Annotated in this window: 12 protein-coding genes; 5 read left to right on the top strand and 7 right to left on the bottom strand. The window is 62.0% G+C overall.

The window, feature by feature from the left end:
• Positions 1–46 precede the first annotated feature (46 nt).
• Both BFP89_RS21265 and BFP89_RS21270 read right to left on the bottom strand, forming a co-directional pair.
• Positions 47–1327, bottom strand: coding sequence for an alkane 1-monooxygenase (locus BFP89_RS21265; protein WP_065887426.1), 1281 nt, complete (start codon positions 1325–1327; stop codon positions 47–49).
• Positions 1328–1627: 300 nt separating this feature from the next.
• The gene (locus BFP89_RS21270) at positions 1628–2626 is read right to left on the bottom strand and encodes an alpha/beta fold hydrolase (protein ID WP_065887427.1); all 999 of its coding nucleotides are present in this window, start codon (positions 2624–2626) and stop codon (positions 1628–1630) included.
• Positions 2627–2894: 268 nt separating this feature from the next.
• Between BFP89_RS21270 and BFP89_RS21275 the strand changes: the two genes are divergently transcribed.
• Genes BFP89_RS21275 through BFP89_RS21285 form a run of 3 tightly spaced genes read left to right on the top strand, consistent with a single transcriptional unit; the run spans position 2895 to position 6178 of the window.
• On the top strand, positions 2895–4433 hold the full coding sequence (locus tag BFP89_RS21275; RefSeq protein ID WP_065887428.1) for a flavin-containing monooxygenase: 1539 nt from the start codon (positions 2895–2897) through the stop codon (positions 4431–4433).
• Positions 4430–5320: an SDR family NAD(P)-dependent oxidoreductase gene (locus tag BFP89_RS21280; protein ID WP_065887429.1), complete on the top strand. Its 891-nt coding sequence runs from the start codon at positions 4430–4432 to the stop codon at positions 5318–5320. Before BFP89_RS21275 ends, BFP89_RS21280 begins: the two co-directional genes overlap by 4 nt.
• Before the next feature lie 15 nt (positions 5321–5335).
• On the top strand, positions 5336–6178 hold the full coding sequence (locus BFP89_RS21285) for a metal-dependent hydrolase (RefSeq protein ID WP_065887430.1): 843 nt from the start codon (positions 5336–5338) through the stop codon (positions 6176–6178).
• A 63-nt stretch (positions 6179–6241) separates the two neighbouring features.
• On the opposite strand, the gene BFP89_RS21290 is transcribed toward BFP89_RS21285, so the two are convergent.
• Complete coding sequence (locus BFP89_RS21290; RefSeq protein WP_065887431.1) at positions 6242–8311, bottom strand: EAL domain-containing protein; 2070 nt, start codon at positions 8309–8311, stop codon at positions 6242–6244.
• Positions 8312–8625: 314 nt separating this feature from the next.
• Here BFP89_RS21290 and BFP89_RS21295 point away from each other — a divergent pair, with 314 nt between their 5' ends.
• A complete protein-coding gene (locus BFP89_RS21295; RefSeq protein ID WP_065887432.1) occupies positions 8626–8904 on the top strand; it encodes a hypothetical protein in 279 nt (92 codons plus the stop codon).
• A gap of 10 nt (positions 8905–8914) precedes the next feature.
• The gene (locus tag BFP89_RS21300; RefSeq protein WP_065887433.1) at positions 8915–9244 is read left to right on the top strand and encodes a DUF6388 family protein; all 330 of its coding nucleotides are present in this window, start codon (positions 8915–8917) and stop codon (positions 9242–9244) included.
• Here the strand turns inward: BFP89_RS21300 and BFP89_RS21305 are convergent.
• The 4 genes from BFP89_RS21305 to icmH are packed head-to-tail and all read right to left on the bottom strand — an operon-like array spanning position 9214 to position 15036.
• A complete protein-coding gene (locus tag BFP89_RS21305; protein WP_065887434.1) occupies positions 9214–10092 on the bottom strand; it encodes a serine/threonine-protein kinase in 879 nt (292 codons plus the stop codon). The two genes, BFP89_RS21300 and BFP89_RS21305, sit on opposite strands and share 31 nt — an antisense overlap.
• Positions 10089–10811: a PP2C family protein-serine/threonine phosphatase gene (locus BFP89_RS21310; RefSeq protein WP_065887435.1), complete on the bottom strand. Its 723-nt coding sequence runs from the start codon at positions 10809–10811 to the stop codon at positions 10089–10091. The genes BFP89_RS21305 and BFP89_RS21310 overlap by 4 nt, the downstream gene beginning before the upstream one ends.
• The gene (gene tssM / locus BFP89_RS21315; protein WP_065887436.1) at positions 10808–14155 is read right to left on the bottom strand and encodes a type VI secretion system membrane subunit TssM; all 3348 of its coding nucleotides are present in this window, start codon (positions 14153–14155) and stop codon (positions 10808–10810) included. Before tssM ends, BFP89_RS21310 begins: the two co-directional genes overlap by 4 nt.
• Positions 14156–14175: 20 nt before the next feature.
• Positions 14176–15036, bottom strand: a complete 861-nt coding sequence (icmH, locus tag BFP89_RS21320; protein ID WP_065887437.1) for a type IVB secretion system protein IcmH/DotU — start codon at positions 15034–15036, stop codon at positions 14176–14178.

Genomic DNA, 15036 nt, shown 5'->3' on the forward strand with positions numbered 1-15036 from the left:
AAATCCTTATCGAAATATCCTTTGAAAACGCGTTTTTTATTTCAAATTAAAACGGCTTGGCATCGCCGCTGTACTTCTCCAGATACTTCAAACGCTTTGACGGCTGAAGATTGGTCAAGGTTATATCGCCGGCATAATGATTCAATACCCGGTGGTCCATCCGTCGGCGCCACAAGTAAGGCACGTACGCCCAGACAATCATGCTTGCGTAGCCGTACGGAAGTTGCGGTGATTCATCAAAGTGGCGCAGCGACTGATAACTGCGGGTTGGATTGGCATGGTGATCGGAATGCCGTTGTAACTGGAACAAAAAGATATTGGTCACAATCCGGTTGCTGTTCCAGGAGTGACGCGGCGAACAGCGCTCATAACGACCGTTGGGCAATTTCTGCCGTTTGAGGCCGTAGTGCTCGACGTAATTGACCACTTCAAGCAACGAGAAACCGTAGATGCCCTGGATAATCAGAAACGGGATCACTGCCACGCCCAGCCAGGCAATCATTGCGCCCCAGAGCAGCACGCTGTACATCCAGGCGCTGAGCACGGCGTTCTTCCAGTGCCAGACCGGTAGCCCGAGTTTGCGCAGGCGTTCGCGCTCCAGGTTCCACGCCGAGCGTGCGCTGAACCACACCGAACGCGGCAGGAAAGCCCAGAAACTTTCACCCAGGCGCGAGCTGGCCGGGTCTTCCGGGGTGGCGACGCGTACGTGGTGGCCGCGGTTGTGTTCGGTGTAGAAGTGGCCGTAGAAAGTCGGCGCCAGGGTTACCTTGGCCAGGAACACTTCCAGTGGCTTGGGCTTGTGGCCCAGTTCGTGGGCGGTGTTGATCGCGATACCGGTGGCCGCGCCGGTAGACATCGCCATGCCCAGATAAGTGAAGCCACTGACCTGGCCGTGCAACTCGGTGCGAGAGGTGATGAACGCTACGGCTTTCGCCAACCCGCTTGACGGGTCGAGCATCGCGGTGGCCCGCAGCAACCCGCCGCCGATGATCCAGTCAATGCCGCCGGCGGCGAGCCAACCGGTGATGACTACCGAGGCGATCACAAACAGCACGCCGGTGTAGACGATCCAACGGTAATAGGTTTGGGATTCGAGATGGCTGACGGCGGATTCGGGCGGGTTGCTGACATCCTCACCCAGCAGGCCGTCGATCAAGGGGATCACGCCGAAGATGACCAGCACACCGACCCACCACAGTTGCTGGATGCCGGTGCCGATCGCCAGGGCACCCGAGAGCAATGGGGTTGCCAGCGGCATGATACCGAGCCACCAGAGGTAGCGCTTGCCGTCGGCCCACACGCCTGGAACACTCAGAGCAGGGTTCATGGCAACCTCCGAAGGCATCCGAAGGCAGAAAAGGCAGTGGCGCAGCGCTGAACGCTGCGAGACATCAACCATGCGATAAAAGGCGTTCTTTTCATTATTTTATTCGCTCTTAGGCATTTCAAAAACTGTTTCAAATTACACATTGAAATAATTTTTTTAAATAAATAGCGCGGAATCGTTAGGTCGTCAACTAGTTTATCCAGACCTTTTTTCCGTGACCGTACAGTCGCTTTTTCAGACCGTCGGCCAGGTGTCTAGGGCAAGCATTGACGCGCTGGAACCGCGAATGAAATGGCACGATTATTTGCTCGCCACGGCGAACGAAGGATGCAACACGGTGGCGGTTTGTACCGGTCGAACCCGCTTGGCGACCTGCTCGACCAGTGCCACCACACGCTCGGTGGCGGTAATCGGCAGCATGTGCCCACGGTCTTCCACGACCTGCAGCTTCAGCCCAGGCACCCTGCTGGCCAGGCCCTGGCCATGCTTTTGAAAATCGAGCACCTTGTCACGCGTGCCATAGATGAGGCCGATGGGCAGCGTCAGCTGCGGGTAGCGCGTGACCATGTCCGGTAAGTGATCGTTGACCCGATTGATCTCGGTGGACGCCGCGTAGAAGTTGTCGGGACGCATCCCCAGCAGGCCACCGCCGCGCGTGGCGAAGTCCGGCGGGGCGGCATCGGGGGCGAACACGCCCTTGACCACCGTGCCCTGGGTCAGCAGGCCTATAGGCATGGTCAAGGTGCGCGACATCCAGCGACACAGCCAGGCGGGGCGCACCGCCAATGACAGGAATACCAACGGCAACATGCGCTGGGGATGGGTCAAGGGCGCCACCAGAATCAAGCCCGATACCGCGTGGGGATGATCGAGGGCCAAGGCCAGGGCAATCGCTCCGCCCAGGGAATGCCCAAGCACCAGCGGCCTGTCCAGCTTGAGGGTGTTGATGAAGGCGGCCATCTGGCGCGCCTGGGCCGGCAGATCCGCCGCCGTGCCGCGCTGCCGGGTGGAGTAGCCCGAGCCTGGCCGGTCTACGCTGATAACGCGAAAATGCTCGCGCAACTGACCGGATAACGCATAGGTCAGGTTGCGACTGCTGCCCATCAGCCCGTGGATCATCACCAGCGCCGGGCCTGCGCCTTCTTCTACATAGTGAAAGCGCTCGCCATCCACCTCGACAAAGCGCCCATTGATCGGAACAGCCGTTTCGATGCGCCGTGTCATCCACGCACTGAACGCCCACAACGCAGCGCTTGCGCCTATTACCACACCCGCAGCGACAACCCACTCGACAGCCATAGCTCGGTCCTCTGCTTCCCTGCTGCTGGCGACCTGACCGGGATTGATCGAGGCCTCAACTTTCGTCCCTACCTTGGGGCCAACCTCTATGCGCGTCTGTCGGACAAGTCGCATGTATCGAACAAGACCCTGGCGGCGGCGAAATTTTCAGGTAGATTATTTAAAATCTTTTTTTAAAATAATTAATTCAATTTTTCTTTGCAATGGTGTTCTATCTAAAACACACAACAAAAACGGGAGCACATCCGATGCCCACAAAGGACAACCTATGAATGCCCACAGTGACAACGTCGACATCGCGATCATCGGCTCAGGCTTCGCCGGCCTGTGCATGGCGATCAAACTCAAGGAAGCCGGGTTCACCGATTTCTTTGTCGCCGAGCAGGCCGACAGCCTGGGCGGCACATGGCGTGACAATCACTACCCCGGCTGTGCCTGTGATGTGCAGTCCCACGTCTATTCGTTTTCCTTCGCACCCAACCCCGACTGGACGCGCCAATTTGCTCCGCAGGCGGAGATTCGCGCTTACCTGGAGCACTGCGCGCAGCGTTTCGAGCTGGCGCCGTACCTGCGCTTCGGCATGGGTTTGCAGCGGGCGGTGTTCGATGAGCAGCAACAGCGCTGGCAACTGACGTTCAGCGACGGCCGCCAGGTCAGTGCGCGCGTGCTGGTGTCGGGCATGGGCGGGCTGTCGCGCCCGGCACTGCCGGACATCCCCGGGCTGGAGAGTTTCAAGGGCAAGCGTTTCCATTCGCAGCAGTGGGACCATGACTACAGCCTGAAAGGCAAACGCGTCGCGGTGATCGGCACCGGCGCCAGCGCCATTCAGTTCGTGCCGCAGATTGCACCGCACGTGGCGCACCTGGACCTGTTCCAGCGCACACCGCCCTGGATCATGCCCAAGCCCGACCGGCCGATCACCCGTACCGAACGCTGGCTGTTCAAGCATGTGCCGTTTACCCAACGGCTGGTGCGCGGCGCCTTTTATTGGGCACTGGAAGGCCGCGTGGTGGGCTTTGCCCTGCACCCGCGCTTGATGAAGATGGTGCAGAAAATCGCCCTGCGCCACCTGCGCAGCCAGGTGGCCCGCCCTTCCCTGCGCAAAGTCCTGACACCGGACTACACCATCGGCTGCAAGCGTGTGCTGATCTCCAACGACTACTACCCGGCGCTGTCACGCAGTAACGTCGAGGTGGTGACCGGCAACGTGCTGCGCATCGAAGCCGATGGCGTGATCACCGCCGACGGCATCAAGCACCCCGCCGATTGCCTGATCTTCGGCACCGGGTTCCAGGCCGCCGATCCCCTGCCCCGTGACTGCATCATCGGGCGCAACGGCGTCGACCTGATGGACACCTGGCAGGACGGTGCCCACGCCTACAAGGGCACCACGGTGCCGGGCTATCCCAACCTGTTCCTGATCGTCGGGCCCAACACGGGCCTGGGGCACAACTCGATGATCCTGATGATCGAGGCCCAGGTCACCTACATCCTTGGCGCGTTGCAACAGATGCAGCGCCAGCGCATCAGCGTGGTGGACGTCAAACCTGCCGTGGAGCAGGCCTACAACGAGCAATTGCAAGGCAAGCTCAAGCGCACTATCTGGAACACCGGCGGCTGCCGCAGCTGGTACCTCGACCCGCGCACCGGCAGGAACACCACGCTGTGGCCCGGCTCGACGTGGCGCTTCAAGCAGATCACCCGGCATTTTGCGCTCAAGGACTACCTGGTCAGCCAGGCGCCGGCGGCATCGGTGCCGCGTGCGCAGCCAACCCCTCATTGCGCCACAGAAGGCAGCCTGTCATGAAGTCATTCAACGGCCGCGTGGCGGCGATCACGGGAGCGGCCTCCGGCATGGGCCGCGCATTGGCCCTGGCCCTGGCACGGGAAGGCTGCCACCTGGCCCTGGCCGACAAGAACAGCCAGGGGCTTGAGCAGACCCTGGACTTGATCAGGACCTCGACCCTGTCGCCGGTGACCGTCACCACCCAGGTGCTGGATGTAGCAGACCGCCAAGCCATGCTGGAGTGGGCGGCGCGCTGTGCGGCCGAGCACGGCCAGGTCAACCTGGTCTTCAACAATGCCGGCGTGGCGCTGTCGAGCACCGTGGAAGGCGTGGACTATGCCGACCTTGAGTGGATCGTCGGCATCAATTTCTGGGGGGTGGTGCACGGCACCAAGGCGTTCCTGCCTTACCTGAAGGCCAGCGGCGACGGGCATATCGTCAACACCTCGAGCGTATTCGGCCTGTTCGCCCAGCCAGGCATGAGCGGCTACAACGCCAGCAAATTCGCGGTGCGCGGCTTTACCGAAGCGCTGCGCCAGGAGCTGGACCTGCAACGCTGCGGCGTCTCGGCCACGTGCGTGCATCCCGGCGGGATTCGCACCGATATCTGCCGCAGCAGCCGTATCGACGCGAACATGACCGGCTTTCTGATCCACAGCGAACAACAGGCGCGCGCCGATTTCGAAAAACTGTTTATCACCGACGCCGACCAGGCCGCCAAAGTCATCCTGCACGGCGTGCGCAAAAACAAGCGCCGCGTACTGATCGGCCGCGATGCCTATTTCCTCGACCTGCTCGCCCGTTGCCTGCCGGCGGCCTATCAAGCGCTGGTGGTGTTTGCCAGCAAGCGCATGGTCCCCAAACCGCGCACGCCCGTGTTTGAAACCAACGACGAGCCTCGCCTCTGAACAGGAGTACGCCCCATGTTGCCCATTCGCCGTGATATCCGCTTCGCCCTGCCCGCCGGGCGCATCACCAACTGGCATGAGCAAGGCCCGTTCGTGACACACTTTTTCAATGCCCTGTCGCTGCTGTTTCCCCAGGGCGAGCTGTTTTTCATGGACAGCGTGCGCCATTACCGCACCCGCATCGACGATCCGGACCTGAAGAAGGAAATCCAGGGCTTCATCGGCCAGGAGGCCATGCACAGCCGTGAACACGTGGCCTACAACGAGCTGCTGCAAGCAGCGGGCCTGCCTGCGCACCGCCTCGACCGGCGCCTGAAATTTTTCCTGGATTTGCAGAAGAAACACCTGCCACCCTCATTCAATCTGGCGGTGACCATCGCCCTTGAGCACTACACCGCGATGCTCGCGGAGATCCTGCTGAGCGACCCGTCGCGGTTTGGCGATTCACTCAAGGGCTACCGGCAGATGTGGTATTGGCACGCCCTGGAAGAAACCGAACATAAGGCAGTGGCCTTTGATGTATGGAACACGGTGATCAAGCCTGGGCCCGGGCGCTACTTGCTGCGCACCGGCACCATGCTGTTCACCACGGTGCTTTTTTGGCTGGTGGTGTTCGACTTCCACGTGCGCCTGCTGATTGCCGACCGCAAGTCGGGAGGGCTGGTGAAGGGGTGCTGGCGCATGCTCAAGTTTCTGTATGGCCCCAAGGGCGTGTTTCCCCGCATGCTGCGGCCATGGCTGCACTATTTCAAACCGGGTTTTCACCCATGGGATCATGACAATCGTGCCCGGCTGCAGGGGATCGATGGGCTGGTCGAGGAGATTGAACAGACCAACCGGGCCTACGAGGCCGCCTAGGCGGCGTGAAAATGTGGGAGCCCACCCGCTCCCACATTCAAACCGGGCGCCTTGCCCACCTGATCAAGCCAACGCGGCGCGCTCGCGCACAAACTGCGGCACCTCATCCCCCGGCAACGCCCTGCTGAAATACCATCCCTGAATAAACAACTCGGCTCCCGTATTCAGGAACGCCAGTTGCTCGGCGGTCTCGACCCCTTCCACCACCACGCCCAGGTTCAATGCCTCGCAGAAACGCAGCATGCCCGTCAGTACCTGCGCGCCCTTGGGATCGTGCTGGGCGACCACGAAGCTGCGATCGATCTTGATGAAATCGACCGGAAACTGGTGCAGGTAACTCAACGCCGAAAACCCGGTGCCAAAATCATCGATATACACCTTGGCCCCCAACGCCTGCAGTTTGCCAATGGTCTGACGGGCGGCCTGGATATCGCTGACCAGCGCGTCTTCAGTGATCTCCACCGACACCGAGCCGTGGGCCTGGGCGAGAATCTCCACCAGGCGATCACCATAGGCCGCGTCCTTGAGCGTGAAGCTGGACACATTAATGGTGATGGGCAATTCAAACCCGGCCTTCTTCCACTTTTGATGTTGGCGCACGGCCTGGGACGCCACCCACACGTCCACGTCGGGCATCAACCGCGCCTGCGCCAGCCATTGCAGGAACTCCCAGGGCGAATGCACCGTGCCCTGGGCGTCCCGAGCCCGCATCAAGGCCTCGCAGCCGGTGCACAGGCCGGTACGGGTGGAGACTTGGGGCTGGAACTCAAGGTAGAAATCGTAGTCGCTGATCTGCTGGATGCGGCTCAGCTCAATGGCCTGGCGGGCCAGGGTGCGATGGGAAGCCAGGATCGGGTCGAACTCCAGCAACCGGCCTTTCTCCTCAAGGCCGCGAAAGGTCATGTCCAGTGACTTGAGGTACACCGTGCCGCCCTCACTGGCCTGGCGATGAATCGCCCGTACATAAGGCGCATACACCAGCGTGCCCAGGCCCGTCAGCACGATCTGCAGCACCACGGCGGCGACGTCGCCATGGGTACTGAGGTAGGCATTGAGCAACACCGGCGCGGTAAACGGCACGCTGGCCACTGCCGGTGACACCCAGCCCAATTGCACCACTGCCAACGCCACCATCGCGTTCAACGCCGGCACCAATAGAAACGGGATGAACAAGCGCGGGTTGAGGATGATCGGCAAACCGAACAACAGCACTTCGCTGACATTGAATAACGACAGCGGCAAACTGGCCATCGCCAGCAACCGCATGGACCGGCTCCTGGAAAACAGCAGGATAGCCAGGAGCAGGCACAATGCGCTGCCCGACCCGCCGATAAACGCGAAGCTGCCCAACAGGCCACTGTTGAGCAGGTACCGCACCGGCTCCCCCGCAGCCAGCGCCGCAGCGTTGAGCGTCACGGCCTGATCCAGCACATCGAACAGCGGCTGCAGGGCGTACACACCGTGAATGCCAAAAAACCACAACAGCGAGTTCATCAAGGTCACGAACAAACCGCTGCCATAGGGCGCCTGTAACGCATTGAGTACCTGCGGCCCCTGCCACTGCGCCACGTAGGGGATCTGCAGCAGCAACGACAGCACCACCACCCATGCCAACACGCTGATCGCGCCAGGCAGCACCATGTTGATCGTGCCTTTGAGGTTGTGTCCGATCAGGTCTTCATGGACCAGGCGTGTCCAACGAAAACGGTGCAGCCAGGCAACGGCGGGCACATTGATCAGCGGCGACGCGATGGCAATGAACAACAGAAAGGTGGCCGACGCTCGAGGGTATTCACGCAACAGAAACGTGGCCACCACCACATGGGTAAGGCACAAGAAGGCGATCGGCAGCTGTGGCAGGCGGTGCTGAATGGCTAGCATGTAACCGATGGAGGCGGCGACCAGCAGCGGGATGACCGCGCTGATGCGGTCATGCAGACCTGCCAGGAAGCTGGCGGTCTGAGGGCTGAAACCGAGCATCCTGGCGCATTCGGACAGGATAAGGAAACCGGCGGAGACCAGCAGGCAAGGCAGGATCCACAACAATCCCTCGCGAATCGCACGCAACGACTCGATACTGGCCAGGGCCGCCAGGCGCTGGGTAAGGAAAAGTTTGAACAGCGTTTGCGCCATGAGCCTCCCTCTGCCCGTATTCACGGGTTCTGGAGATCAGCGCCGGAATACGCGTCAACGCTACACGCCCTTGTGCTCGGAGCGAAAGCTTTTTGCCATCGCCACTGGCGCTTTCGGCGAAAAACTCGGAGGCACAGGAAAATACCCACATAAAAAATCGAACTTTCTGACGTGTACCGCTCCCTAATCCTGCCTGAGTCGGTATCATCCGCAGCTTTCCGTGTGTCGAAGGATGTTACAACCTGGCTAACGCCGGGTGTCTACTCAGGGAATACGGCCTGGATGAAAGCAGGCACAAAGGAGAGAGCTTTACCATGCACGATAAGCAGTCCAGCCCCATGCGTCCTCTGTTCGTCACCATCCTGTTGTGGTCGTGCAGTGTGGTGCTGTTATTTGTGATCAAGAATGTCATCGAACTGTTTACCGGGCCCGTCGCGGAAACCTGGATAGACCTGGCGTTGGTGCTCGTCGCCTACCTGATGTTCTTTTTATTGGCACCGGTGCAGCGCTGGATCCAGCGCAGGTCGCGCAAGCGCGCTCGGCGTCACGTCGGTCGGCACGCGCCCGACGTCGACACCCATCCCTCTCACTGAGGGCCTGGCGTTGTCGGCACCTGGCGATAACTATCAACGCGCACTGGACCGGTTCCTGCGCGAACACCCGGACGTGGCCGCCGAGCTGGACAGCCTCAACCCCCTGGCCGCCCAAGCCAGGGGGGAAAGCGTGGCGCAGTATCGTACCGAACGTCTATACGAAGCATTCGAGGCGCAGGCCGAGCGCGAAGGCCTGTTCGCCTGGGAGCTGACCCTCAAGCTGACGACCGAAAACAGCGAAGCCTTCGAAGCCCAGCGCCTTGAGGTGCATAAGGAAGTCGCACAGATGGCCGGCATGAGCTGGGCCGACTACTGCCAACTGCATGACTTGAGCGGCTGACGCGGCGGCCAGCCGTACCAGCGAGGCCGCTTGCAACCGATGGCCTCGCGCAATTCGGCCACCGTCAGGGTCCGCCGTTGCGGGTCCGCTGCCAACGCGGTGTGCAGTGCCGGCCAGCAACGCCGGGGCCACTGCCTGGGCCGTGACAGTGTGTGGCCCGGGGGGTGATCGTCACGGCGACGCCCCTGGGCCAGCTCATACAGAACACACGCCACGCCATACAGGTCGGCCGCGGGCGTCAACGTGCCACCGGCGAGTAACTCAGGCGCTGCATAGGCGCGAGTCCAGGCATTCAAGCGGCTGCGACTCACACTCGGCAAGTCCGCCGTGGTTTGCACAATGGACTGCCCCAGGCCGAAATCGAACAGGCGCACGCCCTCTTCTCCCACGATGACATTGGCCGGTTTGATATCGCCATGCAGCACGTTGTGTTGATGGGCGTAAGCCAACGCATCCAGCAGTTGCAGGGCAATCGGTTGCAGTTCGGACCAGGGCAGTCCGTCGGGACATTCCAGCAGCAAGCGGTCAAGCGTCATGCCATGCAGCAGCTCCATGGTGAAAAACGCGATCTGGCTGCAGGTATCGACCTCAAACGAATACATCCTCACTACGTGTTCGTGGCGCAGGCGACGAGACAACGCAAACTCGCTGTGCAGCAATACATGGGCATCCGGGCACGCCGATAAAGACTCGTCCAGCAGCTTGAGCGCCACACCCGAACAAGGTTCGCCGAACTGCTCCTGCAACAGATCGCGCGCGCGGTACACCACGCCCATTCCACCCCGGCCCAAGACGTGCTCAAGGTGGTAGCGCCCGACCAGCAACACCGGAGTCGATCCTGTCTTCATGACTGCACCACCACGGCGGTCAGGTCGTCGCGCGCCGGAGTGTGCAGCGCGCTGGCGAACAATCTGTCCACGACCTGTCGCGGCCCGCCCGCGCTCAACGCCCGGCCCAGTTCGGCATGGCTGAGGGCCTGGTAGAGACCATCGCTGCACAGTAAAAATACATCGCCGGGGCGGGTCCTGAGCTCCAGCACCTCCAACCGCAAGGGCGAGTGCCCGCCAACCGCACGGGTCAAGGCTCTGGCATCAGGGTGAGCGCGAGCCTGGGTTGCACTCAGCCGACGCTCGTCCATAAGACGCTGCAACAGCGAATGATCCCGGGACAGCTGGTACAGGGTCTGCTCGCGCCACAAATAACAGCGGCTGTCCCCCGCCCACACACACGCCGCACGCCCGTGCTCCAGCAATAGCGTCACCACCGTGCTGCCTGTCACGGCATTGCCGGATGCCCCTGGCGCCTGCCGCGCATTCGCCAGCCGCTGATTGACACCCTGCAAGCTCTGCCGGACCGCATCGACCCGCTGATCAAGACTGCCCCGCGCGGGCAACGCAGCCAGGCTGCCGATCACCCACTGGCTGGCGACATCGCCGTGCCGGTGCCCGCCCATGCCGTCCGCCACGGCCCAACAGCCCAGCTGAGGGCAATCGAGCAAGGCATCCTCATTACGCGGCCGTGATTGCCCGCGCTGTGTACGCCCGGCACTGCGCCATGTGGGGCTCACAGTTGCTCCGGCAGGCGAAAGGTGCGCCACGTGTCCATTTCAAATGGGCTGGGTGTTCGCTGGCTCGCCAGCAGGTAATGGGCGCGCAGCCCGGCCAGGTCGGCCTTGACGATCTGCGCGTTGCCGCCGGTGGCCGGCTCTCGGTGCAGCAGGTCGAAAAACCGGAACAACGACCAGGCGCCGGTGTTCTTCTCGATACCCAGGGGCCGCAGTTCGGCGCCTCTCTCCAGCACGAGGCTGGCACGACCGTTGTCCGCTTCGATGGGCCAGCGAAACGCCATGGGGATGATCGGGCCGTGCCGGTATTCCAGCTGCTGTCCACCCAAGCGCAAAGTCGCGCGGTTGACCGACTGATCCAGACTGTAGGGCGCCAGGGTAAAACGCACGGCCAGCTCGCCCTGCTCCTCGGTGAAGAAGCCACGCCGGATAAGCTGGGCTTTCGTCAGTTGATCCAGCAGCGAGCGCGAGATGGGTAAACCCTGCCCGTCCAGTCCGCGTAACCGGTAGCGCGTGCCATCGGCGCTGACAAAAGAACGCAGGTACGCCTCGTAAAAACGCGCCAGGACACCCTGGGGTTTGAAAAACTCGCGAAAATCCTCAAGGGCCACATCACTCGTGGCGTGGGCAGTGAACGGATACCGTTGGCGAATCGTCCTGGCGTAAAGACCCTGCACCTCGCTCTGGTAGTGCTGATTGACGTGGGCGTAGGCCTGGTCCAGCACATGGCGCCAGGTTTCTTCGGCAATCCCTTCGAACCACCCTGCCAGCGGAAGCGGCAGACGGGCGGCCGTTTCACGCAATTCGCCCAGCACGTCCTGCTGGCCGTCCATGCGCCGCTTTGCCCGTAAAAAAGCCGCCTGCTCAGGCGAACCCTCACGGTTCAGCGCCGCCAATTGCAGGTGCAATTGGTCGAGCAGGCCCAACCCCCGGGCCAGCTCGGCGCCGGGATTCTGCTGCTCGTCCAGCAATTGATGCAGCGGTTCAAACCGCCGCTGCAACGCCCGGCGCGCCGAGTCGCCCAGGCTTGCCTGCCCCTGCGCCGACGCGGCCTTGGCAATGGCGCCCAACGCACCTGCCGGCTGGGCCGCGGTGGTCGGCAACTCCAGGCCAGGCAGTAAACGGGTGTTCTCACGAAGCTGCTGCAATAACAGCAGTACCGGCGATTGCGCCGAGGTCAGCCCCGCGAGCCGTTCGGCATCCCCGCGAAGGCTGTCGGTTGGCAACAGCCTGACACGCCCGAGCACGCCACTCCAGGCCTGGGCGTATTCGCTGAAGTAGCGCTGTTGCAGTTCGGTCATCAGACGGCGCAAATCCTCGGCGCTCAAGTCAGTGCCTTCCCCCAGGACCCAATTATCCTGGGCGATGGCGTTCACCAGCCTGGGGCCCTGGGTCTCGAAATACTGCACATACCTTTTGGTGTAGAAGCCGGGAACAGAGGGCTCGATGGCCGCAAATACCTTGCCCTCGGCCAGACGCAACGGCTCCAGGTCGCGCGATTGTTCGCGCAGCACTCGATACACCACATCGGCCAATGACTCTCCCCGCAGCGCGGCACGCGCCTGGGCCACCAGCTCGTCATTGAGCGGTGCTGAAAACGGCTGTTCGAGCAGTCGCGCCCAATGTTCATTCAGGCGCGTCTGTACCGGCATATCACCGGCAAACCGCAGCGACCAATAGCTCGTCATATGCTGCGCCAGCCACGCGGTATCACGCCGCTCGCGCAGATTGAGCATCAGGTACGCACGCAGGTTGTCGAGCAGGCGTTCCCTGTCGCCGAGGCTGGCGCGTACCTGCTCTTCCAGCAGGGCCGCGGTGCGGCCCAGCAGTCGCTGCTGCAACGCCTGCTCATAGGCGCGCGTCACCCATGGACGGCTGACCTCGCCTTGATACAGGCCGGCACGCTCAATCAGCGCAGTGTCGCCTGCGGGGGGAAACACCCGGGTTGCCGCCCAGCGCGCGTCCAGCAGCGCCAGAGTCGTCAAGGTTTCATCGCTACCCGGGGCAACGGGTGCGCTGAGTGCAGCGATCCGAGCCAAACGCTGCTGGTTGATCGCGTAACTGTGCATCCACAGCCCACCGGCACACGCCAGAACCAGCGCAGCGGCACTCCCCAGCAAGCCGTTGCGCCGCCAGATGCGCTGTCGCTCGCGGCTCTGCAACGCGGCCAGATCCGCCTCGGCAAAAATCACCCGACTGAACAGCCCCTGCACGAAATAGCTGCGCCTGTCACTGGCACTGGTCAGGTAGAACCCGCGGAAACCGTTGCTGCGCTGGTCGCGATGGGCACCGAACACCCACTCGATGAACAGGCACAACTGCTCGCCCATTCGCGCCGCCTGCCGGGGAAGCTCAAGCATCTGCCTGCGACGCTCGACATCGCGTTCCTGGTGCAATCGCTCGATCAATTCAGTGTGCAAACGTTGCAGCAACTGCTCGAACGCCTGGCGAACCCGGGTCATGTCATTGCCCGCCTTGTCAGCCTCCAGCGGCTGGCCCAGCACCGCGTCGACATCGTCCGCCGAGGGTGAGTCGAAGTACTCGGTGAACCCCGACAGTCGATCAGCCTGGGTCAACACCAGGTAGACAGGTACATCCACATGCAGCACCTGCTGGATCTCCTGCAGGCGTGAACGCACGTGGCGTGCCGATTGCTCCAGGTCGTGCTCGTTAGCGTTCAGAAGGCTGTCCGCCGAGAGCGTCACCACCACGCCGTTGAGCGGACGCACTCGGTGCCGCCACCTCAGCCTGTTCAACAGTGTGGTCCAGCCGGCGACATCCACCGAACGGTCGGGTTGAAGCAGATAGCGCCCTGGCGTGTCGATGAGCACAGCGTCGTCGGCAAAGTACCAGTCACACTGTGCGCTGCTGCCCGTGTCCATCTGATCGAGCGGTGACCGCAACCCGGCGGCTTCCAACAGCCGGGTCTTGCCACTGCGGGGTTCACCGATCACCAAATACCAGGGCAAGTCATAGCGCCAGCGCGCATTACGCTCTGCATAGCGAGGGGACGTTTTCAACCGGTGCAGCGCTTCCCTGAAACGGCCATGGACGTACTTGCGCTCCTCCTCCACCGCCGCCAGCGCAGGTTGACTCGCGGGCGAATCCGGCGTTTCGCGTGCGGCGGCGCGTCGCCCATCCGCCATGACCATCGCCAATCCCCACAGCAGTAACAAAACGCTGATGGTGACCAGGCGGGCAGTCGCGCCCTGCCAGAACCGGTGGTCGTCCACAGCCAGCAGTGGCCCGACACACCACACCAGCACAGCGCAGCAAAGCACCAGTATCAGGCTCCAAACCCAGACTCTGCCCAGCACGGCGCCCACGCCCTTGAAAAATGCGTTCATTCATTGCTCCCTGCGTTTTTTTACAAGGGCGTCCGGGTAAGCTCCGACGCCGAAAGTTGAAGAGGCTGCAGCGCGTTCGCCCTTTCTCGCTCCAACACCCAGCAGAAGCCCGCGTACATCGCGAGCAAACAGCACAGCGTGAAGGCAACACACCAGCGAGCAGGGATGACGCGTATGCGCCTGCTTCGCGCGCGCCCCTGCCCGGCCGGCAAGACCGGCGCCGACGACGGGTTGCCACGCACCTGCCGGATCTGTCGATACAGGCCATCGCGAACGGCCTCCAGATGCAGCATCCCCCGCTCCATCACGCGAAACTTTCCTTCGAACCCCAGGGACAGGCACAGGTACCCCAACTCAAGCATCGCCACGTTTTTTATCGGGTCACGCGCCAGGCGTTCGAGCAACTGGAAGACCTTCTCGCCGCCAAACGTCTCGTGGTGAAAGCGGCTCAACAGACTCATCTTCGACCAGTCGCTTCGGGCGCCCCACGCCGTGGTGACGACGGCCTCGTCAATCAGGCTGCACAACACGTAGCGCGCAGACATGACCTGAGCGTTTTCAACACCTCCCTGCAGCGCACGGGTTTCGAATTGAGTCACCGCTGATGACAATCGATCGTTGACCGTGACGAGGTTTTCACGACCGGAGCAGCCCTTGAGCCGGACCACTTGCGACAATAGCTCCCAAGCCGCGACTACCAACGGGTTGAGCGTTGTCGTGAAGCTGTGTGCGTCCAATGCCTGGCTCGCATAGATCATCCGATCCTGTAACTGTTCGTAGCGTGGCGGCGAAGGGAACTGCGTGAGTGGCCCTTGTGCGGGCCCAGGGCCGTCGCGGTCGAGCAGGACGGTCTTTTCATCCTGCGAATATTCACTGTCCAT

Source organism: Pseudomonas sp. 31 R 17 (assembly GCF_900004915.1).
GTDB classification, from domain to species: Bacteria; Pseudomonadota; Gammaproteobacteria; order Pseudomonadales; family Pseudomonadaceae; genus Aquipseudomonas; species Aquipseudomonas orientalis_A.